This is a genomic window from Dyella agri, assembly GCF_044904705.1.
GTDB lineage: Bacteria > Pseudomonadota > Gammaproteobacteria > Xanthomonadales > Rhodanobacteraceae > Rhodanobacter_A > Rhodanobacter_A agri.
Map to the genome: position 1 here is coordinate 1 of NZ_JADIKL010000006.1, position 22,074 is coordinate 22,074.

18 protein-coding genes and 1 riboswitch are annotated in these 22,074 nt (G+C 68.3%); of the genes, 7 read left to right on the forward strand and 11 right to left on the reverse strand.

Annotated features, from left to right (window positions below; genetic code table 11):
- Positions 1 to 526 precede the first annotated feature (526 nt).
- The 4 genes from btuB to ISP14_RS11735 all read right to left on the reverse strand — a co-directional run bounded on the left by btuB (position 527) and on the right by ISP14_RS11735 (position 5,812).
- Positions 527 to 2,437, reverse strand: coding sequence for a TonB-dependent vitamin B12 receptor (gene btuB / locus ISP14_RS11720; RefSeq protein WP_404539898.1), 1,911 nt, complete (start codon positions 2,435 to 2,437; stop codon positions 527 to 529).
- A gap of 125 nt (positions 2,438 to 2,562) precedes the next feature.
- Positions 2,563 to 2,785, reverse strand: a riboswitch (cobalamin riboswitch).
- A gap of 51 nt (positions 2,786 to 2,836) precedes the next feature.
- Complete coding sequence (gene nagA, locus ISP14_RS11725; protein WP_404539901.1) at positions 2,837 to 3,976, reverse strand: N-acetylglucosamine-6-phosphate deacetylase; 1,140 nt, start codon at positions 3,974 to 3,976, stop codon at positions 2,837 to 2,839.
- 5 nt (positions 3,977 to 3,981) lie between these two features.
- Positions 3,982 to 5,013 (reverse strand): SIS domain-containing protein, encoded by a 1,032-nt coding sequence (locus tag ISP14_RS11730; protein ID WP_404539904.1) that lies wholly within the window; start codon positions 5,011 to 5,013, stop codon positions 3,982 to 3,984.
- A 46-nt stretch (positions 5,014 to 5,059) separates the two neighbouring features.
- Entirely contained in the window at positions 5,060 to 5,812 is a 753-nt protein-coding gene (locus ISP14_RS11735) for a GntR family transcriptional regulator (protein ID WP_404539906.1), read from the reverse strand.
- Between the two features lie 215 nt (positions 5,813 to 6,027).
- On the opposite strand from ISP14_RS11735, the gene zwf reads away from it, so the two are divergent.
- The 4 genes from zwf (at position 6,028) to eda (ending at position 11,130) form a co-directional block, all read left to right on the forward strand.
- Positions 6,028 to 7,494, forward strand: coding sequence for a glucose-6-phosphate dehydrogenase (gene zwf / locus ISP14_RS11740; RefSeq protein WP_404539909.1), 1,467 nt, complete (start codon positions 6,028 to 6,030; stop codon positions 7,492 to 7,494).
- Positions 7,495 to 7,499: 5 nt separating this feature from the next.
- On the forward strand, positions 7,500 to 8,204 hold the full coding sequence (pgl, locus tag ISP14_RS11745) for a 6-phosphogluconolactonase (RefSeq protein ID WP_404539912.1): 705 nt from the start codon (positions 7,500 to 7,502) through the stop codon (positions 8,202 to 8,204).
- Between the two features lie 373 nt (positions 8,205 to 8,577).
- Complete coding sequence (gene edd, locus ISP14_RS11750; protein ID WP_404539915.1) at positions 8,578 to 10,422, forward strand: phosphogluconate dehydratase; 1,845 nt, start codon at positions 8,578 to 8,580, stop codon at positions 10,420 to 10,422.
- A 63-nt stretch (positions 10,423 to 10,485) separates the two neighbouring features.
- Positions 10,486 to 11,130, forward strand: a complete 645-nt coding sequence (gene eda / locus ISP14_RS11755; RefSeq protein ID WP_404539918.1) for a bifunctional 4-hydroxy-2-oxoglutarate aldolase/2-dehydro-3-deoxy-phosphogluconate aldolase — start codon at positions 10,486 to 10,488, stop codon at positions 11,128 to 11,130.
- Between the two features lie 13 nt (positions 11,131 to 11,143).
- On the opposite strand, the gene ISP14_RS11760 is transcribed toward eda, so the two are convergent.
- From ISP14_RS11760 to ISP14_RS11780, 5 genes are all read right to left on the reverse strand, one after another.
- The gene (locus ISP14_RS11760; RefSeq protein WP_404539920.1) at positions 11,144 to 12,016 is read right to left on the reverse strand and encodes a PhzF family phenazine biosynthesis protein; all 873 of its coding nucleotides are present in this window, start codon (positions 12,014 to 12,016) and stop codon (positions 11,144 to 11,146) included.
- Positions 12,017 to 12,046: 30 nt separating this feature from the next.
- Positions 12,047 to 13,333 carry an MFS transporter gene (locus ISP14_RS11765; protein WP_404539922.1) on the reverse strand — a complete coding sequence of 429 codons (1,287 nt, stop codon included), beginning with the start codon at positions 13,331 to 13,333 and terminating at the stop codon, positions 12,047 to 12,049.
- Positions 13,334 to 13,374: 41 nt separating this feature from the next.
- Positions 13,375 to 13,965, reverse strand: a complete 591-nt coding sequence (locus tag ISP14_RS11770; RefSeq protein WP_404539925.1) for a DUF2239 family protein — start codon at positions 13,963 to 13,965, stop codon at positions 13,375 to 13,377.
- A gap of 97 nt (positions 13,966 to 14,062) precedes the next feature.
- Entirely contained in the window at positions 14,063 to 14,788 is a 726-nt protein-coding gene (locus ISP14_RS11775) for a hypothetical protein (RefSeq protein ID WP_404539929.1), read from the reverse strand.
- Positions 14,789 to 14,932: 144 nt separating this feature from the next.
- Positions 14,933 to 15,451 (reverse strand): GNAT family N-acetyltransferase, encoded by a 519-nt coding sequence (locus ISP14_RS11780; protein WP_404539932.1) that lies wholly within the window; start codon positions 15,449 to 15,451, stop codon positions 14,933 to 14,935.
- A gap of 111 nt (positions 15,452 to 15,562) precedes the next feature.
- Here ISP14_RS11780 and ISP14_RS11785 point away from each other — a divergent pair, with 111 nt between their 5' ends.
- The 3 genes from ISP14_RS11785 (at position 15,563) to ISP14_RS11795 (ending at position 18,580) form a co-directional block, all read left to right on the forward strand.
- The gene (locus ISP14_RS11785) at positions 15,563 to 16,417 is read left to right on the forward strand and encodes an EamA family transporter (RefSeq protein WP_404539935.1); all 855 of its coding nucleotides are present in this window, start codon (positions 15,563 to 15,565) and stop codon (positions 16,415 to 16,417) included.
- Between the two features lie 122 nt (positions 16,418 to 16,539).
- Positions 16,540 to 18,144 carry a S10 family peptidase gene (locus tag ISP14_RS11790; protein WP_404539938.1) on the forward strand — a complete coding sequence of 535 codons (1,605 nt, stop codon included), beginning with the start codon at positions 16,540 to 16,542 and terminating at the stop codon, positions 18,142 to 18,144.
- 64 nt (positions 18,145 to 18,208) lie between these two features.
- Positions 18,209 to 18,580 carry a nuclear transport factor 2 family protein gene (locus tag ISP14_RS11795; protein WP_404539941.1) on the forward strand — a complete coding sequence of 124 codons (372 nt, stop codon included), beginning with the start codon at positions 18,209 to 18,211 and terminating at the stop codon, positions 18,578 to 18,580.
- Positions 18,581 to 19,235: 655 nt separating this feature from the next.
- Here the strand turns inward: ISP14_RS11795 and ISP14_RS11800 are convergent.
- Complete coding sequence (locus ISP14_RS11800) at positions 19,236 to 20,285, reverse strand: LacI family DNA-binding transcriptional regulator (protein WP_404539943.1); 1,050 nt, start codon at positions 20,283 to 20,285, stop codon at positions 19,236 to 19,238.
- Positions 20,286 to 20,376: 91 nt separating this feature from the next.
- The gene (locus ISP14_RS11805) at positions 20,377 to 21,660 is read right to left on the reverse strand and encodes a sugar MFS transporter (protein WP_404539946.1); all 1,284 of its coding nucleotides are present in this window, start codon (positions 21,658 to 21,660) and stop codon (positions 20,377 to 20,379) included.
- Positions 21,661 to 22,074 lie beyond the last annotated feature (414 nt).

The window sequence follows — 22,074 nt, forward strand, 5'->3', positions numbered from 1 at the left end:
AGCATCGGCGACCCACTGGCTATGGACATACAACCACGAGCGTCCGAACATGGCTCTCGGCGGCATCACACCCATGCAGAAATTGGCCTTGCCCGCTTAGCTCCACTTTTGGCGAGCGCTAAAAGCGGGGGGATTACCACAGCAAGGATCAATGCAAAAGTTTTCATGGCATCACCGCCGGAAAATGGGAAAACTCCGCCCTAGTCGGCGCCATCATGTGTCGAATTGATCCATTTAAACACTGGCTATAGTGGTGGGTTACCCAAGAAGCCGCAGCCATTTTGCGCGTAACCAACTGAATATGAAGTACAAATGGAAATTTTCCTGAAAGAGATTTCCTTTGACCCCAAGGTCCAGCACCCTCCGGTTCGATCGTTGAGTGCAACAGCTACCGTTTAGCGCTTGGCCACGCAAGAGAAAAGTAACTCGGGCGCCCAAAAGGGCACACGAAACCGCTTCGAAACTCACCCTATGCCAGGTGAGCCTTCGCCTCCCTTGCTACAGGCCTTCCCTGGCCCGTCGAGGTTCAGCGCGCCGCGGGGCTATAGCGCAAGGTCAGGTACCAGGTGCGGCCAGGCTGGTTGAAGTAGTACACGGTCTCGTAGTCGTGGTCGAAGGCGTTGGCCAGCTTGGCCTCGATCTGCCAGTCCGGCGTGAAGTGCCAGCTCGCGCGCAGCGCCAGCGTGCTGTAGCCGCCGAGGCGGTGCGTATTGGCGGCATCGTCGTAGCTGCGGCCCGCGGCGTACCAGGTGGTACCGACGCCGAACGCGCCGAAGCGGCGATCGATGTCGATGCGCGCCATGCGTTCCGGGCGGCGCGGCAGCAGGTTGCCGCTGTTGGCATCGGCCACGGCGTTGCCCACGTCCTTGGGCTGCTGCAAGGTGAGATAGCCCTGCACCTGCCAGCCGTCGAGGTTCACGCCGACCTGGCCTTCCAGGCCGCGGATACGCGCCTTGCTGACGTTGAAGGGCACGTAGTTCTGGCTGGGATCGAGCAGGATCAGGTCGTCGATCCGGGTCTGATAGGCGCTCAGGCCCCAGTTCCAGTTTTCCAGCTGCTGGGCCACGCCCAGCTCGGCACTGCGCGACTTCTCCGGCTTCAGGTCGGGGTTGGCCGACGGGATGCCGTAGTACGGCGGGTAGTACAAGTCGTTGAAGGTCGGGGCGTGGAAGGCTGTGCCGTAGCTGGCGTACACGCGCAGGCCGTGGTCGAAGTGGTAACCCCAGGAGGCCGCACCGGTGTCGTGGTCGCCGTACTGCTGGTTGTGGTCGTGGCGTACGGAGAGCTGCACTTCATTGCGGCCGAACGTGCCCTGGTACTGCGCGTAGGTGCCGGTGTCGTCGCGCTTGTCGGCGAGGTAGCCGGTGCTGCTGTCGATATGCTCCTGCTGATAGTCCACGCCCACCGTCAGCAACTGGTTCGAAGCGAGCGCGATGTCGTTCTGCCACGAGAACTGGTTGCGCCGCGAGTTGAAGTAGCCGGTCTGCGCCCGCGGGTAGTACGCGCCGTAGTAGGTGCCCTGGTAGTAGGTGGTGGCGAGATCCTTGCTCTGACCCGCGTTCAACGTGACCTGCCACGCTTCCAGCGGCGAGAAGCTCAGGCGCGCGCCGGCCACGCGCTGCTCGTTGACGGCATCGTTGCCGCCGTACGGGCTGCCGGCATAGTCGACGTCGTTCTTGCTGCGCAGCCAGGTGAAGGCCAGCTCGGTGCCGTTGTCCCAGCGGTAGCCGGCATTGGCCGCGCCATTCCAGTTGCGGTAGGCGTTGTCGCGCGAATCGTCCACGAAGCAGCCCGCCATCGCTTCCGCCGCGCCCATCTTGCAGCCCGGGAAGCCGCTGGTGTGTTCGCCGCCCAGGCTGAGGTTGTACCAGGCGTGCTGGTCGCCGCCGGACAGGCCGGCCTGGCTGCCGAACAGGCCATGGCTGCCCGCGGTCACGCTCAGCGACGGCGCGATGCCGCCATTGGCCTGGCCGTGACGGGTGAAGATCTGGATCACGCCGCCGATCGCGTCGGCGCCGTACAGGCTGGAGCGCGGGCCGCGCACGATTTCGATGCGCTCGATCTGCTCTACCGGGATCTGCTCCAGCGAAGCGAAGCCGGCGGTGACCGAGCCGACGCGCACGCCGTCGATCAGCACCAGCGTGTGGGTGGAGTTGGTGCCGCGCATGAACAGCGAGCTGGTCTGGCCCATGCCACCGCTCTGGGTGACGTTCACGCCGGGCAGGCCGGTGAGCAGGTCCAGCACCGACACCGGCTGCAGCCGCTCGATGTCGGCGCGGGTGATCACGGTGATCGAGGACAAGGCCTCGTCGGCGGTGATCGGCGTGCGGGTGGCGGTGACGATCACCGGTGCCAGTGCATTGGCGTCGTTCTGGTCGGCCGCGTAGGCGGAGGGTAGGCAGCACAGCAGTGCCGCAGCCAGCAAAGTCTTCTTCACGTCTCGTTCCTCGGCCGCACACCCGCGCGGCACATCGTATTCAAGGGCCGGCGAACGGAAACGGGGGCGGGAGCAGGCAGGTACGGCAAGGGCCGGACGCGTCTGTCCAGCCTCGCCCACCGCGAGCCAGCAGTCTTGTCCGGGCCGGTCTCCGGGCTCGCGAGCGACGCCGTATGCGTCGGTGGCGGCGCCTTCCCGTGCCATCGGGCACAGTGGCGACAAGCCGCACCTTGACTCGCTTACCGTTGCGGGGGCAGCGCCGGAATGATGGTGGAATCACCACGCACCGGCTTCCCGTTTCATCCTTCGGGCGACGGCCGTCGGGACACCTGAACCGGGAAAGTTTAACTTTGGGCGGCCATACGCGGCAATGTGCCGGGCCATGGCGCCTGCGCGCCGCTACGAGGAGCGGCCGCCGATCCAGCTCTGCCGCACGCGGCAATCGGCATCCATCGCGACGAGATCGGCGCGCCAGCCTACGGCGATGCGCCCGTGACTGGCGCCGAGACCGAGGAAGTCGGCGGGATAAGTGCTGGCCATGCGCACCGCCTCGTCCAGCGGCAAGCCGAGCATCTCGACGGTGTTGTGCACGGCGGCCGCCATGTCCAGCGCCGAGCCGGCGAGCACGCCGTCCGCGGTCTGGCAGATACCGTCCTTCGCGATGATGGTTTCGCCGTTCAACACGTAGCTGGGATCGTCCGCACCCACTGGTGGCATCGCATCGGTAACCAGCAGCGTCTTGCCGCGCGGCTTGGCAGCGACGGCGTTGCGCAGGCTGGCCGGATGCACGTGGTGGCCGTCGACGATGATGCCGCACCAGCTGCCGGGATCGTCCAGCGCCGCGCCCACCACGCCGGGCTCGCGGCTGCCCAGCGGCGTCATCGCGTTGAACAGGTGGGTGAACCCGCGCACGCCGGCAGCCAGCGCGGCGCGGATGGTGGCGTGGTCGGCGGCGGTATGGCCGGCATTGACGACCACACCCGCGGCGGCGAGCCGCGCGATGGCCGCGTGCGACACGCGCTCGGGTGCCAGCGTCACCAGGCGCACGCCGCGATGCGGCGCGCACAACAGTTCGAGTTCGTCCTCGCCGGGCACGTGGAACCATTTGGGATCGTGCACGCCCTTGCGCTCGGGTGCGAGGTAGGGGCCTTCGAGATGGATACCGAGCAGGCCCGGCACGCCTTCGTCGAAGGCCTGCTCCACCGCGGCCAGCGCGGCGCGCATGGTGGCGGTGCTGTCACTGATCAGCGTGGGCAGGAAGCCGGTGGTGCCGAACTTGCGGTGCGCCGCGCCGATGGTGCGGATCGTCTCCACCGTGGGTGCGGCGTTGAACAAGGCGCCGCCGCCGCCGTTCACCTGCGTGTCGATGAAGCCAGGCACCAGCAGGGCGCCGCCGAGGTCCCGCACCTGCGCCGCGCGCACGGCGGCGTGGTCATCCGGCAACAGTGCGGCGATGCGTTCGCCCTCGACCAGCACAGCGAGATCGTCGCGCCAGCCGTGGGCGGTGAGGACGCGGGCATTCGCGAGGGCGGTGGTCATGGCAGTCACACCGTTTCCGTAACCTTGTTGAGATGCGGCGGCACATCGGGATTGAAGCCGCGGCGCAGCGCCAGCTCGCTGGCGGCGCGGTAAAAGCTCTGGATGGTGAGCAACGGCGTGCACAGCGCGGGCAGGCCGGCGGCCAGCGGCAGGAAGCCCTCACCGCTGCGGCCCGGCGCAGCCACCAGCACCTGAGCGCCGCGGCCACGGAATTCGTTCGCCACGGCCAGCGTGCTTTCCAGCGTGCCGTCGTCCTGGGCGAAGCACAGCACCGGGAAGTCCGGGCCGACCAGCGCCATCGGGCCGTGCTTCACCTCGGCCGCACTGAACGCCTCGGCATGCAGGCCGCAGGTTTCCTTGAACTTCAGCGCCGCCTCCAGCGCGGCAGCGAAGCCGAAGCCACGGCCCACCACGAACAGGTTGTGCGCGCCGGCAAGGCCATCGACCAGCGCCGACCAATCCGCGTCCCAGCCCGCGCGCAGGGCGCCGGGCAGGGCTTCCAGCGCGGCGCACAGCTTCGCGTCGCCATGCCAGCGCGCGCACAGGTGCAGGATCGCGGCCAGCGCGGCGAGGTAGCTCTTGGTGGCGGCCACGCTGCGCTCAGGGCCGGCGTGCAGCGGGATCACCGTGTCGGCGACGGCGGCCAACGGCGAGTCCTCCACGTTGACCATCGCCACCACGCGCGCGCCGGCGACCTTGGCCGCCTGCGCGTTGCGCACCAGGTCGGGGCTCTTGCCCGACTGCGAGATCGCGATGAACAGCGCGCCTTCCCACTGTTGCGGCGCGGCGTACACCGAGGTGACCGAGGGCGAGGCCGAGGCGGTGACGATGCCGAGCTGGGTCTCGAACACGTATTTGGCGTAGGCGGCGGCGTGGTCGGAGCTGCCGCGCGCGCAGGTGACGATGAAACGCGGCGGCTGCGCGCGCAGCGCGGCGGCCAATTCGCCGACCACGCGCTCGTTGGCGGCGAACTGGCGTGCCACCACGTCGGCGGATTCGTGCGCTTCGCGGAACATCAAGGTGTCGCTGGCGTGCATGGTTTTCTCGTGTCGGGGGTAACGTCGCGCCGGGCGCGACGGGGGATCAATCGGCGTGCAGCTCGGCCACGAAGTCGTAGATGTCGCCGCGGTACCAGGAGCAGGTGAACTCGACCACGCGGCCGTCGTCGAGGAAGCTGCGCCGCTCGATGTTGAGCCCGGCACTGCCGGCGGCCACGTGCAGCAGGCGTGCGTGCTGCGCGCCCAGCGACACCGCGCGCAGGCGCTGCAAGGCGCGTTTCGGACGGCAACCCAGCGATTCCAGCACCTCGTACAGCGAATCGCGCACCAGCATCGGGTCGGGCAGCACGCTGGCCGGCACCACGGTGCGCTCGATCGCCAGCGGCTCGTCCTGGCCGTAGCGCACGCGGTGCAACCGCGCCACCAGCGTGCCGGGCGACAGGTTCATCGCCATCGCCTCCTCCGGCGTCACCTCGCCCACGCTGCGCTCGAAGAACTCCGAGCGCGGGTGCAGGCCGCGGTCGCGCAGGTCCTCGGTGAAGCTGGATAGCCGCGACATCGGCTTGACGATGCGCTCGGCGATGAAGGTGCCGGCGCCGTGGCGCTGGGTAAGCAGGCCTTCCTCGACCAGTCCGGCGATCGCCTTGCGCACGGTGACCCGCGACAGCTTCAGCGCCTGCGACAGGTCGCGCTCGCTGGGCAGCGCCTGGCCCGGCTCGATGTCGCGGTGCTCGACCACGTTGCGGATCGCACGGCGCAAACGCAGGTAAGCCAGCGGCTGATGCGTGGCGGGATCGCGGCAGATGCGGCGGTATTCGCGGGCCAGGGCGGTTTCCATCCTAAGAAGATACCAATAGCAAACCATTGGCCGCAAGCCGCCTGGCCATCCATTTCGACGCCGCGGTGAAAAACCACGCCAGAAGGCGGTCTCCGGGACCCTCATGAATTCGTATGCAGGGCAGTGCTTGCCCTGGTATTTCACTGGTACTATCGTCATGCCACGGGCCGAATCCCCTCCGCCCTGTCCGTTCCCCCCCGTATCGAGGTGTTTGCGTGACGGCTACCTTCCAGAAGGTCGATACCTTCGACCTGGTGATTTTCGGCGGCACCGGCGACCTCGCCCTGCGCAAGCTGCTGCCTGCACTGTTCCATCGCTACGTCGACGGCCAGATCCCTGCCGGCAGCCGCATCATCGGCGTGGCCCGCGAGCCGCTGGACGATGCCGGCTACCGCGCCCAGCTGAGCGAATCGCTGGCCGGCAACGGCGCCGACCCGGCCAAGGTCGACACCTTCCTGCAGCAGGTGTTCTATCGCCCGCTGGATGCGCGCAAGGACGAGGGCTGGGACGCGTTCGCCGCGCTGATCGGCGAGCAGCCCGAGCACATCCGCGTGTTCTACCTCTCCACCTCGCCCGAGCTGTTCGAAGACATCTGCCGGCGGCTCGGCCAGTACGGGCTGAACGGCGGGCACTCGCGCGTGGTGCTGGAAAAGCCGATCGGCCGCGACCTCGCCAGCGCGAACCGGATCAACGACGCGGTGGGCAAGGTGTTCGCCGAGTCGCAGACCTATCGCATCGACCACTACCTCGGCAAGGAAACGGTGCAGAACCTGCTGGCGCTGCGCTTCGGCAACGCCTTGTTCGAACCGCTGTGGAACGCCAGCCACATCGACCACGTGCAGATCACCGTGGCCGAAACGCTGGGCCTGGGCCGCCGCGCCGGCTACTACGACCGCGCCGGCGCGCTGCGCGACATGGTGCAGAACCATCTGCTGCAGCTGCTGTGCATGGTGGCGATGGAGCCGCCAGCCTCGCTGACGCCCGATGCGGTGCGCGACGAGAAGCTCAAGGTGCTGCGCTCGCTCAAGCGCATCGACGAAAGCAACGCCAGCCAGCTCACCGTGCGCGGCCAGTACCGCGCCGGCGTGGCCGAGGGCCAGTCGGTGCCGGGTTATCCGGACGAACTGAACGGTACCAAGTCGGATACCGAGACCTTCGTGGCCTTGAAGGCCGAGATCGAGAACTGGCGCTGGGCCGGCGTGCCGTTCTATCTGCGTACCGGCAAGCGCCTGCCCGAGCGCGTGTCCGAGATCGTGGTGGCGTTCAAGCCGGTGCCGCATTCGATCTTTGACGCCAGCGCGGGCCCGCTGGCGCAGAACCGCCTGGTGTTGCGCCTGCAGCCGGACGAAGGCGTGAAGCTGTGGCTCACCATCAAGGACCCCGGCCCCGGCGGCCTGCGCCTGCGCCACGTGCCGCTGGACATGAGCTTTGCCGAAGCCTTCGGCGTCGCCCAACCCGACGCCTATGAACGCCTGCTGCTCGACGTGGTGCGCGGCAACCCCACCTTGTTCATGCGCCGCGACGAAGTGGAGGCCGCATGGCGCTGGGCCGATCCCATCCTCGCCGCCTGGGCCGCCAGCGGCGAAGCACCGCGCCCCTACGCTTCCGGCAGCTGGGGCCCCAGCGCCTCGGTAGCGCTGATCGAGCGTGACGGCCGCACCTGGCACGAGGACAGCGAATAAGCGCCATGCCCAACGTGACCACGCACAGCTTCACGAATTGCAGCGCCCAGGCCGTGGCGCTGGCCGAACGCGTCGCCGCGCAGCTGCGCGAGGCGATCGCGGCACGCGGCACGGCCGTAATCGCGGTCTCCGGCGGCAGCACGCCTAAGGATTTCTTCGCACGGCTGTCGCGCGAGGCGCTGGACTGGGCGCAGGTCACGGTCACCCTGGTCGACGAACGCTGGGTGCCAGACACCGACGCGCGCTCCAACGCGAAGCTGGTGGAAACCACGCTGCTGCAGAACGCCGCCCGTGCCGCGCGCTTCGTGCCGCTGTACACCGGCACCCCCACGCCCGATGCCGGGCTGGCCGAGGCCGAGGCGCGCATCGCCGCGCTGCCCGCGCCATTCGACGTGGTAGTGCTGGGCATGGGCGAGGACGGCCACACCGCCTCGTTCTTCCCCGGCGGCGACCGCCTGGCCGAAGCACTCGATCCGCAGGGCACGGCAAAGGTACTGCCGATGCAGGCGCCCGGCGCCGGCGAACCGCGTATCACGCTGACGCTGCCCGTGCTGCTGGATACCCGCGCGCTGTACCTGCTGGTCAGCGGCGAGAAGAAGCGCGACCTGCTGGCCGACGTGCGACTGGGGCTGGCGGATGCGAAGAACTATCCGGTGCGCGCGGTGGTGAAGCAGGATCGCGTGCCACTGGCGGTTTATTGGTGCCCCTGACGGAGCGATCGCGGCCCATGGATGGGCCGCTCGTCGGGCAACGGCTTCACCGTTGTGCGACGGAGGTCAGGCCGGCGCAGCCGGGCTGGCCGAGCCTTGCGAGTGCAGGACTGCACTCGCAAGGCATCAGTAAAGGCTTCGCTTTTGGACGGTTCGATAAAAAGCGGGGCCTGTTGCAGGCACGGCAGCAGATCAAGAGCGCCATGCCTGATGCCGACCATGGGCTCCTGCCCATGGTCGGCTCGCCTGTGCCGGGCATAGCCCGGCGCAGGCTCCGCCGAATCAGGCGCAAAGCGCCTGATTCGCGGGCGGGCCTTCCCTGGCCCGCTGCTCGCTCCGCTTGTTGATTCCCGTTGATTCCCGGATTCGTGTCATGACCCTGCACCCCATCCTCGCCGAAGTCACCGCCCGTATCGCCCAGCGCAGCCGCGCCAGCCGCGCTGCCTATCTCGCGCGCATCGACGCCGCGCATCGCGAAGGTCCGCATCGCTCCCGGCTCTCCTGCGGCAACCTCGCCCACGGTTTTGCCGCTTGCGGCGCCCAGGACAAGGCGGCGCTGCGCAGCGGCCACGCGCCCAACCTCGGCATCGTCACCGCATACAACGACATGCTCTCGGCGCACCAGCCGTACGAGCGCTACCCCGAGCTGATCCGCCGGGTGGCGCGCGAGGCCGGTGTCACCGCGCAGGTGGCGGGCGGCGTGCCGGCGATGTGCGACGGCGTCACGCAAGGGCGTGCCGGCATGGAGCTCTCGCTGTTCTCGCGCGAAGTGATCGCGATGGCCACTGCGGTGGCGCTGTCGCACGACATGTTCGACGGCGCGCTGATGCTGGGCATCTGCGACAAGATCGTGCCGGGCCTGCTGATCGGCGCGCTGAGCTTCGGTCACCTGCCCACCATCTTCGTGCCGGCCGGGCCGATGCCCAGCGGCATCACCAACGACGCCAAGACCGCGGTGCGCCAGCGCTATGCCGAGGGCAAGGCCACGCGCGACGAGTTGCTGGAAGCCGAGGCCGCGTCCTACCACGCACCCGGCACCTGCACCTTCTACGGCACCGCCAACTCCAACCAGATGCTGATGGAGATCATGGGCCTGCACCTGCCGGGCTCCAGCTTCGTCAACCCGAATACGCCGCTGCGCGAGGCGCTCACCGAGGCTGCGGTGCATCGCCTCGCGACGATCAGCACGCCGGGCGAGCACCACACGCCGCTCGGCCACATGGTCGACGAGCGCACCATCGTCAACGGCGTGGTCGGCCTGCACGCCACCGGCGGCTCCACCAACCACTTGCTGCACCTGGTGGCGATGGCGCATGCGGCCGGCATCGTGCTGCGGCTGGAGGATTTCGACGCGCTGTCCGGCGTGGTGCCGCTGATGGCGCGCGTGTATCCGAACGGATCGGCCGACGTGAACCACTTCCACCAGGCCGGCGGCATGCCGTTCCTGATCGGCTCGCTGATCGACGCCGGCCTGCTGCACGGCGACGCACATACGGTATGGGGCCGCGGCCTCGACGCCTACCGCAAGATGCCAGCGCTGGACGCCGCCGGGAAGCTGGCGTGGCACGAGGCGAACGAAAGCGGCAACCGCGACGTGTTGCGCCCGGCCAGCGAACCGTTCCGCGCCGACGGCGGCTTGCGCGTTCTGGAAGGCAACCTCGGCCGCGCCGTCATCAAGGTGTCCTCGGTGCCGGGCGACCGGCTGGTGATCGAAGCGCCTGCCGTGGTGTTCCACGACCAGGACGACGTGAAGCAGGCCTTCGACCGTGGCGAACTCGACCGCGACTTCATCGCCGTGGTGCGCTTCCAGGGACCGAAGGCCATCGGCATGCCCGAACTGCACAAGCTCACCCCCACGCTGGGCGTGCTGCAGTCGCGCGGCCATCGCGTAGCACTGGTCACGGACGGCCGCATGTCCGGTGCCTCCGGCAAGATTCCCGCGGCCATCCACGTCACGCCCGAAGCCATCGATGCCGGCCCGCTGGGCAAGCTGCGCGACGGCGACATCATCCGCCTCGATGCCATCGCCGGCACGCTGGAAGCCAAGGTCGACGCCGCCGAGTGGGCCGCGCGCGAACAGGTGCACGCGGACCTCTCCGCGCATCACACCGGCATGGGTCGCGAGCTGTTCGCCAGCCTGCGCAATGCGGTGGGCTCGGCCGACGCCGGCGCCACCATCTTTGCCAGGCACGACCGCCACCACGCCGCCGACGCCTGATTCATCCCCGCAGGAGCGCACAGCGTGCGCTCCTGCGCCAAACCTTTCCCCGCGAGCCTTCCCATGACCCCACAAGACCACAAGCAGACCGTCCTCGCCGAAATCCTCGCGCTCGCTCCGGTGGTGCCGGTGGTGATCATCGAAGAAGTGGCCCATGCGGTGCCGATGGCGCGCGCGCTGGTCGCCGGTGGCATCCGCAGCATCGAGGTGACGTTGCGCACGCCGGCTGCGCTGGATGCGATCCGCGCCATTGCCGCCGAGGTGGAAGGCGCCGTAGTGGGTGTGGGCACCGTGCTCGACGGCCAGCAGCTCGAGGCTGCCCGCCAAGCCGGCGCGCGCTTCGCGGTATCGCCCGGCGTCTCGCCGAAGCTGCTCGACGCCGCCGACGCCAACGCGCTGCCGCTGCTGCCCGGCGTGGCCACCGCAGGCGAGGCGATGAGCCTGCTCGAACGCGGCTACAAGCACCTGAAGCTGTTCCCCGCCGTGCCCGTGGGCGGCGCGAAGCTGCTGGCCGCCTGGGCCAGCCCGCTGCCGCAGATCCGTTTCTGCCCCACCGGCGGCATCAGCCTCGCCAGCGCGCCGGATTTCCTCGCCCTGCCCAACGTGGCCTGCGTAGGTGGTTCCTGGCTCACCCCGAAGGACAAGCTGCAAGCCGGCGACTGGGCCGGCATCGAGCAGCTGGCGCGCGAGGCGGCGGCGCTGCGCTGAGCCACCCGGCCGCTCAGTAGCGGAAGCGGCCCTCGATCACCGTGATGCAGGCGCCGCCGATCCAGATGCGGCCGTCATTATCGTGCTCGATCGCCACGCGGCCTTCGCGCTGCAGCGCCACGCCCTGGCGCACCGTGTAGCTCGCCGCGGGGCGCCTCCCCTGCGCCTCCAGCAAGCGGGCCAGGGCGGCGTTGGCGCTGCCGGTGACGGGATCTTCGCCGGTGCCGAAGTTGCCGCCGGTCATCAGGCAACGCATCTCGAAGTCGGCCGGGCCGCCGGCGGGATGCGGCCCGTAGATCGCCACGCCATCGGTACCGGCCGCACGGGTCACCGCGGCCAGCGCGGCATCGTCTGGCTGCAGCGCAAGACAGTCCGCGGCGGAGTGCATGCGCACGAGCAACCACGGCGCGCCGTTGTCGACAGTGCTCGGGGTGGCAGCGAAATCGATCGCCTCGCTGCCCAGCGCGCGGGTCAGCAGGACGCCGTGCTCCGGCGGCAAGGGCTGGATGCGCGCCGGCGGCGCCGCGAAGGCCCAGCAATCCGCTGCACGCCTGGTCAGTTCCACCAGGCCCACGCCACACTGCTGGATCAGCCGGCCCGGTCGACGCGGCCGATAGCCGCTTTCAAGGAGGGCATACGCGGTGCCCAGGGTGGGGTGTCCGGCGAACGGCAACTCGCCGCCGGTGGTGAAGATGCGCACGCGGTAGTCCGCTTCAGGATCAGTGGGCGCCAGCAAAAAAGTGGTTTCGGACAGGTTGGTCCAGCGCGCGATGGCCTGCATCTGCGCGCCATCGAGGCCATCGGCATCGAACACCACCGCCAGCGGGTTGCCCTTGAACGGCACGGCGCTGAACACGTCGACCTGGCTGAATCGGACGGTGTGCATGGTATCCATCGAACTACGGATCTCCTGACGTCAGCCCGCAGCCGGCGCGCGCCGCGGCGTGCCGATGCTGCGCAGCGCCGGGCTGACCATGCAACTCAGCGCGATCGCGCTCAGCATGAGCCCGGCGCCCGCGAACAGCGCGGGCAGCGAGATCAGTTTCAGCAGGCTGCCGGCCACCGCCGCCGACAACGGCCCCAGGCCCATGAAAGTGAACATCAGCAAGCTCATCGTGCGGCCCATCATTTCCGGCGCCACGCGATGCTGGATCCAGCTGACGATGGTGACCTGCACGATGCCTCCCAGGATGCCGGTGGTGGCCAGCAGCGCGGCGCCGGTCAGCGTGGAGTGGTCGAGGCCCAGCGCGGCCAGTGCCAGGCCGGCGAGGCTGTCGATGCCCAACACCATCAGGCCCAACCGGTTGCCCACCAGTTTCGCGGCGATGCCGGACAACATGCTGCCGACCAGCATGCCGCCGCCGTTCGCGGTCATCAGGATGCCCAGCGAAGCGGCGCCGAGATCCAGCCGCGTGTCGGCCAGCATCGGCAGGCCGACCTGGATCGGACCGCCCACGAATACCGACACCACCGCCGCGTAGAGCACGAACGCACGCAGCGGCAAGTCGGCCCACACCGCACGGATGCCCGCACTGACGTTGGCCAGCACGCCGCCATCGGATACACGCGGATGGCGGTCGCCGTGGACGCGGATCATTGCCAGCGAAATCAGCGAAAACACGAAGCTCAACGCATCGACGACGAAGGCGAGGCCGAGCCCGGTGGCGTCAGCCACGCCGCCGTGGGCGCCGTGCGCGCCCGTGCCGATGAGCAGACCGGCCAATGCCGGCCCCACCAGCATGCTCAGCTGGCGCATCGCCATGAACAGCGCGTTGGCCGGGCGCAGCTGCGCCGGTGGCACCAGCTGCGGCAGCATCGCCGAACCGGCCGGGTAGGCGAACGCAGTGGCGAGGCCGATACCCAGCGCCAGCACATACACCTGCCACATGTGTACGGCACCGCCCAGCACCAGCGCGGCGAGCAGGCTCACCAGCAACGCATTCGCCGCACGCGCCGCCAACAGCACGCGGCGCGGCGACAGGCGATCCACCACCGCACCGCCGATCAGCATGAAGGCGGCGCGCGGCAGCGCCATCGTCGCCAGCACCAGGCCCAGCGCAGCCGGGCTGCCGGTGAGCTTGAGCACCAGCCACGGCAGCGCTACCAGGGTGAACTGGTCGCCGATCGCGGAGACCGTACTGCCGCCGAACAGCAGGCGGAAATCGCGCTGGGCAAGCGGCGACGTACCGGAAGCGGAAGACATGGGATTTCCTTCTGCAGAGTGTGTCCGTTGTGTACCGTGCTTCAGCCGGTTTCGGCCTGGGCATCGCGGGCGATCGCGGCGAGCCGGCGGGCGTGCTCGCGCACATCCTTCGGCCAGCCACGCGTATGTCGGTTGAAGGCGTCGCGGTCGCCGCGCCACAACGCGCGCGACGCTTCCTCGTAGCCGGCGAGGTCGCCGGCGACCGTGCGCATGAAGCGGTCGGCGGCTTCCCCCGCAAGGCGCGCGCGATCCTTCGCACTACCGTGGCGGCGCGCATCCTCCACCAATCGGCGCAGGGCGGCCGAGGCGCCGCCGGGCTGGCTGTTCAGCCAGTACCAATGGCGCGGCAGCAAGGTCACCTCGCGCGCCACCACGCCGAGCCGGGGACGACCCGCACCACGCGGCGCATCGGCGTCTGCGGCGGGCTGCAGGCGAGCCAGCACCTCGTCGGCGCTGCCGCGGAAATCGATCTCCACCGGCTGGCTGGTGGCGTCGTCGAAGATCAGCGGCGTGCGCGCCGGATCGCGGTCGAGCACGCGCTTCACCGCCAGCGCCACGTCGACGAGCGCGCCGGAGGCGATCAATGCGTGGCCGTCGAAGGCGGTGCAGGTGGCGTTGTCGTGCGGGGGCATGGTTCGATCCGGGTAAAATCCGATGCGTATTTTGCCCGGATCAAAACCATTGTCAATAACGCCCGGGTAAAACAGGAGCGCGCCATAACGGCCCGCATCAATGGCTGCGGTAGTACATCGCGGCTCCCGGTTTCAGCGGATCGGGACAGCCATAGTGCGCGGCGATGGCCTCCATCTGCGCATCGTCAACGTGGTTCGCAATGCGCTCCTGCGTGGTCATGCCGCCCGCGGCATCGAGCTTGAGGCAGTGCGGATCGACGGCGCCGGTCAGGTGGCCGATGAAGCGGACCACACCGGCCACGCCCTGCATGCGCGGGTCGGCCATGCGGAACACCGGCATGCCACGCACCGGCTCGCTGCCGCCCGGCACGCGGACGTTCTGCTGTCCGTAATCCGGTCCGGACAGCCGCCCGCCGCCGGCGACGTAGTCCGGCGGAGCGGTGACGATCAGGCTGTCGATGGAACGCGGCACTGCCTGCGGCATCGGTGGCGCCGGTTGTGCCGTCGGCCGGCTGGACAGCGCCACGGGCGGCGGCCGATGCGGTGGTGGCGCACTACGCGCCTGGTGCGGCACGCGCGGCGCGACCGGCGGCGGCTCGATTGTCCTGGCCTGCAACGGCAGCAGATGGACGAGCAACGCGTCCGACGCCGCGGGCGGCCTCTCCGCGGCGAACCAGCGCCAGCCCGGCGGCGGCGCGAGCAAGAACGCCAGAAAGCCCAGGTGGATCAGCAACACCGCCACCAGTGTGGCGATCCGCGCCCAACGCAGATGCCTTCGCCTGCCTGACGTCTCCTGCTGCGCCCTCGCCCTTCGTCCACTCATGCTGCGCGGTTCCATCCCGGTCACACGGCGCCGGTCGGCGCACAGACCCAGGCGAAGACCGGCTATGCGCCGATTGGTTCCGTGCAAGCATTCGGCAGAGGCTGCGCGCGATGGACCGGCGGCGCAGGCGCCGCCGAAGGACAATCAGCTGGTGGCGTCGAGGGGCAGAAGCATGTGCTCTTCGTCGAAGAACGCACCGTCGACCTGCAGCGCCCTTGGCTGCACGCCCCAGCTCACGAAACCGGCGGAACGGTACAAGGCCTTCGCTGCGGCATTCGTCGCATTGACGCCGAGTCCGAGCTGGCGCACGCCGTCGATGGAACGCGTGTGCGCGATCACCGCGTGCAGCAAGGCGGCACCCAACCCGCGCCGACGGCAGGCCGGCGCCACGTACATGCCCGCCAGCTCGGCGCCGTGGCGCAGCTTCTTCCTTTGCGGATGGATGAGGGCCACGAATCCGGCCAACGCGTCCTCCTCGAAGAGGCCGAACATGCACACCGAGCCGTCCGCCGCCGGCGCGATCCGCGTCGCCACCTCGTCGATGCTACGGCCGGCCTCGTCGTCATGGCTGGCGCTGAATACGTGCGGGCTGTCGCGCAGCGCCTGCAGCCGCAACGCCTGGTAGGCAGCGGCGTCGTGACGATCGAGCAGTCGGATCTCCATGGAAGTCGCCTGGCCTCGGATAGGGGAAGTGCCGGGCGGCCATCGTTCCACGGCCGGGCGGCTGGCGGCAATCCGTTAAGCTCGCAACCCTTCCGGATCGGGAACCGTTCGATGATCTACGTGCTGGCGAGTGCGATCTGCAGCGTACTGGTGTCGGTGCTGCTGAAGCTGGCACGGCGTTTCGGGCTGGACATCGGCCAGATGGTGGCGTGGAACTATGCGGCGGCGGTCGCGCTGGCCGCGTTGCTGCTGCAACCTTCGCTGGCGCCGCTGCAGCAGCCGGGCGCGCCGTGGTTCGCGCTGATTGGATTGGGTGTGCTGCTGCCCACGATCTTCCTGGCGCTGGGCGTCTCGGTACGGCATGCGGGCATCGTGCGGTCGGATGCGGCGCAGCGGCTGTCGCTGTTGCTCTCGCTGCTGGCGGCGTTCCTGCTGTTCGGCGAGAAACTGGACGCCACCAAGGCGCTTGGTTGCGCGCTGGGCCTGCTCGCGCTGCTGGGCATGGTGTGGCGGAGCGGGCAGGGCCGCGGCGAAGGCGGCGCAGCGCCGTGGCTGTGGCCCTTGCTGGTGTTCGCCGGCTTCGGCGCGATCGACGTGTTGTTCAAGCGCGTGGCGGCGGCCGGCGTGCCACTGGGCACCTCGCTCGCGGCGATGTTCGCGCTGGCACTGCCGGTGGCGTTCGTGCTGGCGATGTGGCGTGCCATGCACGGCGCGCGCTTCAGCCTGCGCAACGCGCTGGGCGGCCTGCTGCTGGGCCTGTTCAACTTCGGCAACATCCTGTTCTACCTGCGTGCGCACCGCGCCTTGCCGCAGCACCCGGCGCTGGTATTCGCCAGCATGAACCTCGGCGTGGTGGTGCTGGGTGCGTTGGCCGGCGTGCTGCTGTTCCGCGAGCGCCTGAGCCGCACGAACCTCGCCGGCCTGCTGCTGGCGTTGCTGGCGATCGCGTTGCTGGCCTGGGCTTGAGCCGACTGCAGGATATTGCAGGAGGGCAATGACTTCCGGGGCATGCGGGGGTGCGCAGGCGGTTTCTATGCTGCCTGTTCCACGAGGCGTCGCGCGCCTCCGCCATTCCGAGGATATCGCCCATGCGCAAGCTTCCCCTCGCCGCGGCCGTGGCCGCCCTGCTGCTCAGCACCGCCGTCGCCGCCGACACCAGCAAGAAGCACGACAAGGAGCAGCCCGCGGATGCGCCCGACGCAGCCCTGGTCAAGCCGCAGTCGTCGACCAGCGAGGGCTCGGTATCGGTGGAAGGGCATAGCATCGGCTACAAGGCGGTAGCCGGCACCCTGGTGCTGCATGGCTCAGGCGACAAGGAGCACGAGCCCACGGTAAGCATGTTCTACGTCGCCTATCTCAAGAAGGGCGCGAAGGCGAGCGAGCGGCCGGTCACCTTCATCTACAACGGCGGCCCCGGCTCGGCCACGGTGTGGCTGCACATGGGTGCGTTCGGACCGAAGCGCGTAGTGACCGCCGATGACACCCACACGCCGGCTGCGCCGTACCAGTTGGTGAACAACGACTACAGCTTGCTCGACGCCTCCGACCTGGTGTTCATCGACGCGCCGGGCGCGGGCTTCAGCCGGCTGATCGCCGACGACAAAGACCCAGGCAAGCGCGCCGAACAGATGAAGGATCGCGAGAAAGCGATCTATGGCGTGGACGGCGACGGCCATGCGTTCGCCCAGTTCATCACCGAATTCCTGTCGAAGTACGGCCGCTGGAACTCGCCGAAGTATCTGTTCGGCGAGAGCTACGGCACCACCCGTTCGGCGGTGGTGGCCAACATCCTTACCAACGAGGACAGCGTGGACCTCAATGGCGTGATCCTGTTGTCGCAGATACTCAGCTTCGACAACAGCATCGACGGCCCCGAGAGCAACCCCGGCGTGGACCAGCCCTACGAGCTGGCACTGCCCACCTACGCCGCGACCGCGTACTACCACCACAAGCTGCCCGCGCCGCCTGCCGACCTCGACACTTTGCTGCACGAGGTGGAGCAATTCGCCACCGGCGAATACGCGCAGGCCCTGATGGCCGGCGCGCAGCTCGACGCCGCGCGCAAGCAGGCCGTCGCCGAGAAGCTGTACCAGTACACCGGCCTGCCGGCGGCCTACTGGGTCAAGGCCAACCTGCGCGTCTCGGGCGGTATGTTCGAGCACGAGCTGCAAGCGAACGACGACACCACCACCGGCCGCCTCGACACGCGCTTCTCCGGCCCTTCGCTGGATCCGCTGGGCAAGGAATCGGAATACGACCCGCAGTCCTCGGCGATCAGCTCGGCCTACATCGCCGCGTTCAACGATTACGTGCGTAAGGACCTGAAGTTCGGCGACGGCCAGCGCTACCGCGAATACGCCGACATCCCGCATTGGGACATGTCGCACCAAGCGCCGGGCAGCCACGAGGCGCTGCAGCAGTCCACCAACGTGATGCCGGACCTGGCGATGGCGATGAAGACCGACCCGAACCTCAAGGTCTTCCTCAACGGCGGCTACTACGACCTCGCCACGACGTTCTATGCGGCGCAGTACGAGATGGATCACCTGCCTATCCCCGACTCGCTGCGCAAGAACATCTCCTACGCGTGGTATCCCTCCGGCCACATGGTGTACGCCCACGAGCCCTCGCTGAAGAAGCTGCACGACAACGTGGCGCGCTTCATCGAGAGCACGGATAACGCCAAGCACTGAACCGGCATGGCGGCCGCGGCAGGGGCGTGCTGAAATGCATGCCCCCGCCGAACCGGAACACCCCATGCGCGCCCTGGTCGACCGCTATCTCGATGCCTACAACCGCCTGGACGTGGCCGCCATGCTGGCGACGATGCAGGACGCGGTGGTGTTCGAGAACTACACCGCCGGCGCACTGGCCCTGCGCACCATCGGCATCGCCGAGCTGCGCCACCTCGCCGAAAGCTCGCGCCACCTGTTCTCAATGCGCCGGCAAACCGTCACCGCGTGGCGCGAAGACGGCGATACCGCCTACGCCAGCATCCATTTCGAAGGCATCTTCGCGATCGATCTGCCGAACGGCGTGCGCGCGGGGCAGTCGATCGCACTGGAGGGACGCAGCGAGTTCCGTCAGCATGACGGAAAGCTGATCTATATCGCTGATTACAGCGAGTAAGAGTGGGGGCGGGCGCGCCGCACTTTCTCCCTCTCCTCTTCGAAGAAAGGATCGGGGTGAGGGGACGGGTGCTCGCGATGCGCTGCTTATCTCGCTTTTCCGGCAAGCGCGACACGGCATGCTTTCAATTCGCCCGCCCTGAAAAGAGGGTGTAGTGGATACCGCTCGAGCGGACAACTGCGGATTTGCAGAGGCGCGACTCGGCGCAGCGTATGGCGCTCTTGATCCGGCTCTTCGAGCAGTGCGCGCAGGATGCGCGCCGCTTTTCCGGGGCCCCTGGGCGGCGGTGAGGCGGGGACGATCAGGCCGCGCAGCGGGCGTTGCCATGGAGGGCAACGCCTTTCCGCGCGGGCAGGAGCCCGCTCGGAAAGCCCGGCACCGACTCACGGACTTTCCGTCCATGGATGGACGGAAAGCGCCAACCGGGGTGTCGTTTTCTCTTGGCTACTTCTCTTTTGGACAAGCAAAAGAGAAGTAGCTCGGGCGCCGGCAGGCGCACGAAACCGCTTTGTCGTTGGCGAAGACATACAAGCAAGAGCCCCTCTCCCCCCTACCCCTCTCCCGCAAGCGGGCGAGGGGAGATGAAGAGTGTCGCGAGCACAGGCCCCTCACCCCAACCCTCTCCCCGACGGGAAGAGGGAGAAGGGCGCACGCGTCAGCGCTTGGCCGGCGTGCCGCGCAGCGGTGCAGTGGAACCGCGCACCACCAGTTCCGGGCTGAAACCCTCGTTGCCCTCCTCCTGCGGTTCGCCGTTGGCCGCACGCTGGAGATTGCTGATCAGCCGCTGCGCGGCGTGATGGGCGATCTCCTCGGTGGCCTGGCGTGCAGTGGTGAGCGCGGGCCAGGATTGCTTGGAGAACGGGCTGTCCTCGAAGCCGGCGATGGACAGCTCCCACGGCACGCTGATGCCGCCGGAATGTGCCGCGGCGAGCACGCCGGCGGCGATTTCGTCGTTGGAGCCGAAGATCGCGGTGGGCCGGTCCTTCAGCGCGAGCAGCTTGCGTGCGCCGCGGAAACCGTCGTCGAAGGAGTAGTCGCCGGGCAGGATCAGCTTGCGGTCCAGCGCGATGCCGTAGTCCTTCAGCGCGTCCTCGTAGCCCTGGTAGCGCTCGGGGCTGGAACGGTGGTCGCGGCCGCCCCACAGGAAGCCGATGCGGGTGTGGCCGAGCTGGATCAGATGCTCGGTGATCGCATACGCGGCATCGCGGTCGTCCACGTAGACGCAGGGGTAGCCGTCCTGCGGGTCCTGCCGCGCGGAAATCACCCGCATGAAGGGGATCTTCGCCGCTGCCAGGGTACGGATCAGCTCCGGCTGCTCGGACATCGGCGGCGCCAGCACCAGGCCGGCCAGCCGCGCATGCGCCGCCAGCGCGACCAGCTCCTCGGCCAATCGCGGCGAGGTGGAGTCGCAGGGATGGATCTGCAGGCCGTAGCCGTTGGCGCGGCAGGCCGCCAGCACGCCGCTCTGCATGCTGATGATGTAGTGCGGATTGGGATTGTCGTAGACCAGCCCCACCGCGTAGGCGCGCGTGCTGCGCAGGCTGCGCGCGGAAGGGTCGGGCCGGTAGCCCAGCGCGTCGATCGCCCGCTGCACCTTTTCGCGCGTGCGCGCGTGCACCGACGGCTCGTTGTTGATGACCCGCGAGACCGTCTTCAGCGAGACGCCCGCCTGCTCGGCTACATCCTTGATGGTGTTGCTGCGCAAGCTGTGGAGCCTCAGGTTCCGTCGGACGGGGTGGCGGCGCGCCGCCATGGCGCGCAGTCTAGTGGATGCGGTCGCGATGGCGGCAGGTCGTTCAACCCGCCACGTGCTGGCCCACGCGGTGGCCACGCAGGCCGTAGTACAGGATGTACAGGTAGCAGGGCACCATCAGCAGCGCGAAGGCCGCCTGAAAGTTGATGACCTCCTTCAGGTGCACGAAGGCCTGCGGGATCAGCGCACCACCGGCGATGCCCATGATCAGCAACGCCGAGCCGGCCTCGGTGTGGCGGCCCAGACCCTTGATCGCCAGCGGAAAGATCGCCGGCCACATCATCGCGTTGGCGAAACCCAACGCCGCGACGAAGGTGACCGAGGCATAGCCGGTGGTGAGGAAAGCGCCCAGCGTGAACAGCATGCCCAGCACCGCGGACACCGCGAGATAACGTTGCTGCGAGACGATCCGCGGGATCAGTACCAAGCCAACCAGGTAGCCGACCAGCATCGCGCCGAGGGTGAACGCGGTGAAGAACTTGGTCTGGTCCAGCGGCAGGCCGAAGCCGGCGCCGTAGGTTCCGATCGCGTCACCGGCCATGACCTCCACGCCCACATACAGGAACAGGCACAGCACGCCCAGCCACAGGTGCGGGAAGCTGTAGATACTGCGTCCGGTATGGCCGATCGCGTGTTCGTCGTTCGCACCCGCCGGCTTGATCTCCGGCAGCGGGGAACCCAGCACCCACACACCCAGCAGCAGCAGCACGCCGGCCATCGCCAGGTAGGGCAGGTGGATCTTGGCTGCGAACCCGTTCAGCAGGCTGTCGCGCAGTGCCGGGTCGGCGGCCTTCACCTGCGCGTCGAGGTCGCCGATGCCGTGCAGTACCAACGCGCCGATCAGCAGCGGCGCGAAGATGCCGGCAACCTTGTTGCAGATGCCCATGAAAGCGATGCGCTGCGCCGCGCTGTCGATCGGGCCCAGGATGCTGACGTAGGGATTCGAGGCCGTTTGCAACAGCGACAGACCCGCGCCGAGCATGAACAGCCCGGTGAGCGCGCCGGCGAACACACGCATGGTGGCGAACTGACCGAACAGCGCCGCGCCGGCCGCCATCACGAACAGACCCAGCCCCATCCCCTTCTTCATGCCGGTACGGCGCAGCAGCGACGAGGCCGGCAGCGAGAACACGAAGTACGAAATGTAGAACGCGAATGGCACCAGGAACGCATAGGCGTCGGGCACCTGGAACGCCAGCTTGACGAAGGTGATCAGCGGCCCGTTGAGCCACGTGAAGAAACCCATGATGAAGAACAGCACGCCGATGATGATCATCGGCCCGATGTAGGAACGTCCGGACGGCGCGGCCGCCACAGTGCTTGCCATGAAGTCTCTCCCCGAGGAACGGCGTGACGGCCGTGAGCATAACGGCACGCGCGGCCGCCAAAACATCTTTATTGGCCGCAAAGTACAACGTTGTCAACCAGGGATGACCTTGGCCTGGCCGGAACCCGTCGGCCAGGCCACACGTGTGGGTACCCGCACCCGCGAGGTTTTTTGGTTCTAACCACGGCATGGGCTATTCGCCCGCGCGGCCGCTTCCAGCGGCGATTTCCTGCTTTCGATGCCAGCCGCAACGCCTGATGCGCCAGGTTTTGGCGCGTCGACAAAATTTAAATCGATCCAGCCTCGCGACCCCTGCCAACGGTCATGTTGCAAGGCTTCGCACGCCCTGGTGAAAATTCCGGGACAGTTACTTGACAACGTTGTCATGACACTTCCAGACTCCACCGCCATCGC

Bases quoted from the DNA above. Each gene is read 5' to 3' on its own strand.
- nagA (WP_404539901.1), bottom strand. From the start codon at position 3,976: ATGACCACCGCCCTCGCGAATGCCCGCGTCCTCACCGCCCACGGCTGG.
- ISP14_RS11730 (WP_404539904.1), bottom strand. From the start codon at position 5,013: ATGCACGCCAGCGACACCTTGATGTTCCGCGAAGCGCACGAATCCGCC.
- ISP14_RS11735 (WP_404539906.1), bottom strand. From the start codon at position 5,812: ATGGAAACCGCCCTGGCCCGCGAATACCGCCGCATCTGCCGCGATCCC.
- pgl (WP_404539912.1), top strand. From the start codon at position 7,500: ATGCCCAACGTGACCACGCACAGCTTCACGAATTGCAGCGCCCAGGCC.
- edd (WP_404539915.1), top strand. From the start codon at position 8,578: ATGACCCTGCACCCCATCCTCGCCGAAGTCACCGCCCGTATCGCCCAG.
- eda (WP_404539918.1), top strand. From the start codon at position 10,486: ATGACCCCACAAGACCACAAGCAGACCGTCCTCGCCGAAATCCTCGCG.
- ISP14_RS11760 (WP_404539920.1), bottom strand. From the start codon at position 12,016: ATGCACACCGTCCGATTCAGCCAGGTCGACGTGTTCAGCGCCGTGCCG.
- ISP14_RS11765 (WP_404539922.1), bottom strand. From the start codon at position 13,333: ATGTCTTCCGCTTCCGGTACGTCGCCGCTTGCCCAGCGCGATTTCCGC.
- ISP14_RS11770 (WP_404539925.1), bottom strand. From the start codon at position 13,965: ATGCCCCCGCACGACAACGCCACCTGCACCGCCTTCGACGGCCACGCA.
- ISP14_RS11775 (WP_404539929.1), bottom strand. From the start codon at position 14,788: ATGAGTGGACGAAGGGCGAGGGCGCAGCAGGAGACGTCAGGCAGGCGA.
- ISP14_RS11780 (WP_404539932.1), bottom strand. From the start codon at position 15,451: ATGGAGATCCGACTGCTCGATCGTCACGACGCCGCTGCCTACCAGGCG.
- ISP14_RS11785 (WP_404539935.1), top strand. From the start codon at position 15,563: ATGATCTACGTGCTGGCGAGTGCGATCTGCAGCGTACTGGTGTCGGTG.
- ISP14_RS11790 (WP_404539938.1), top strand. From the start codon at position 16,540: ATGCGCAAGCTTCCCCTCGCCGCGGCCGTGGCCGCCCTGCTGCTCAGC.
- ISP14_RS11795 (WP_404539941.1), top strand. From the start codon at position 18,209: ATGCGCGCCCTGGTCGACCGCTATCTCGATGCCTACAACCGCCTGGAC.
- ISP14_RS11805 (WP_404539946.1), bottom strand. From the start codon at position 21,660: ATGGCAAGCACTGTGGCGGCCGCGCCGTCCGGACGTTCCTACATCGGG.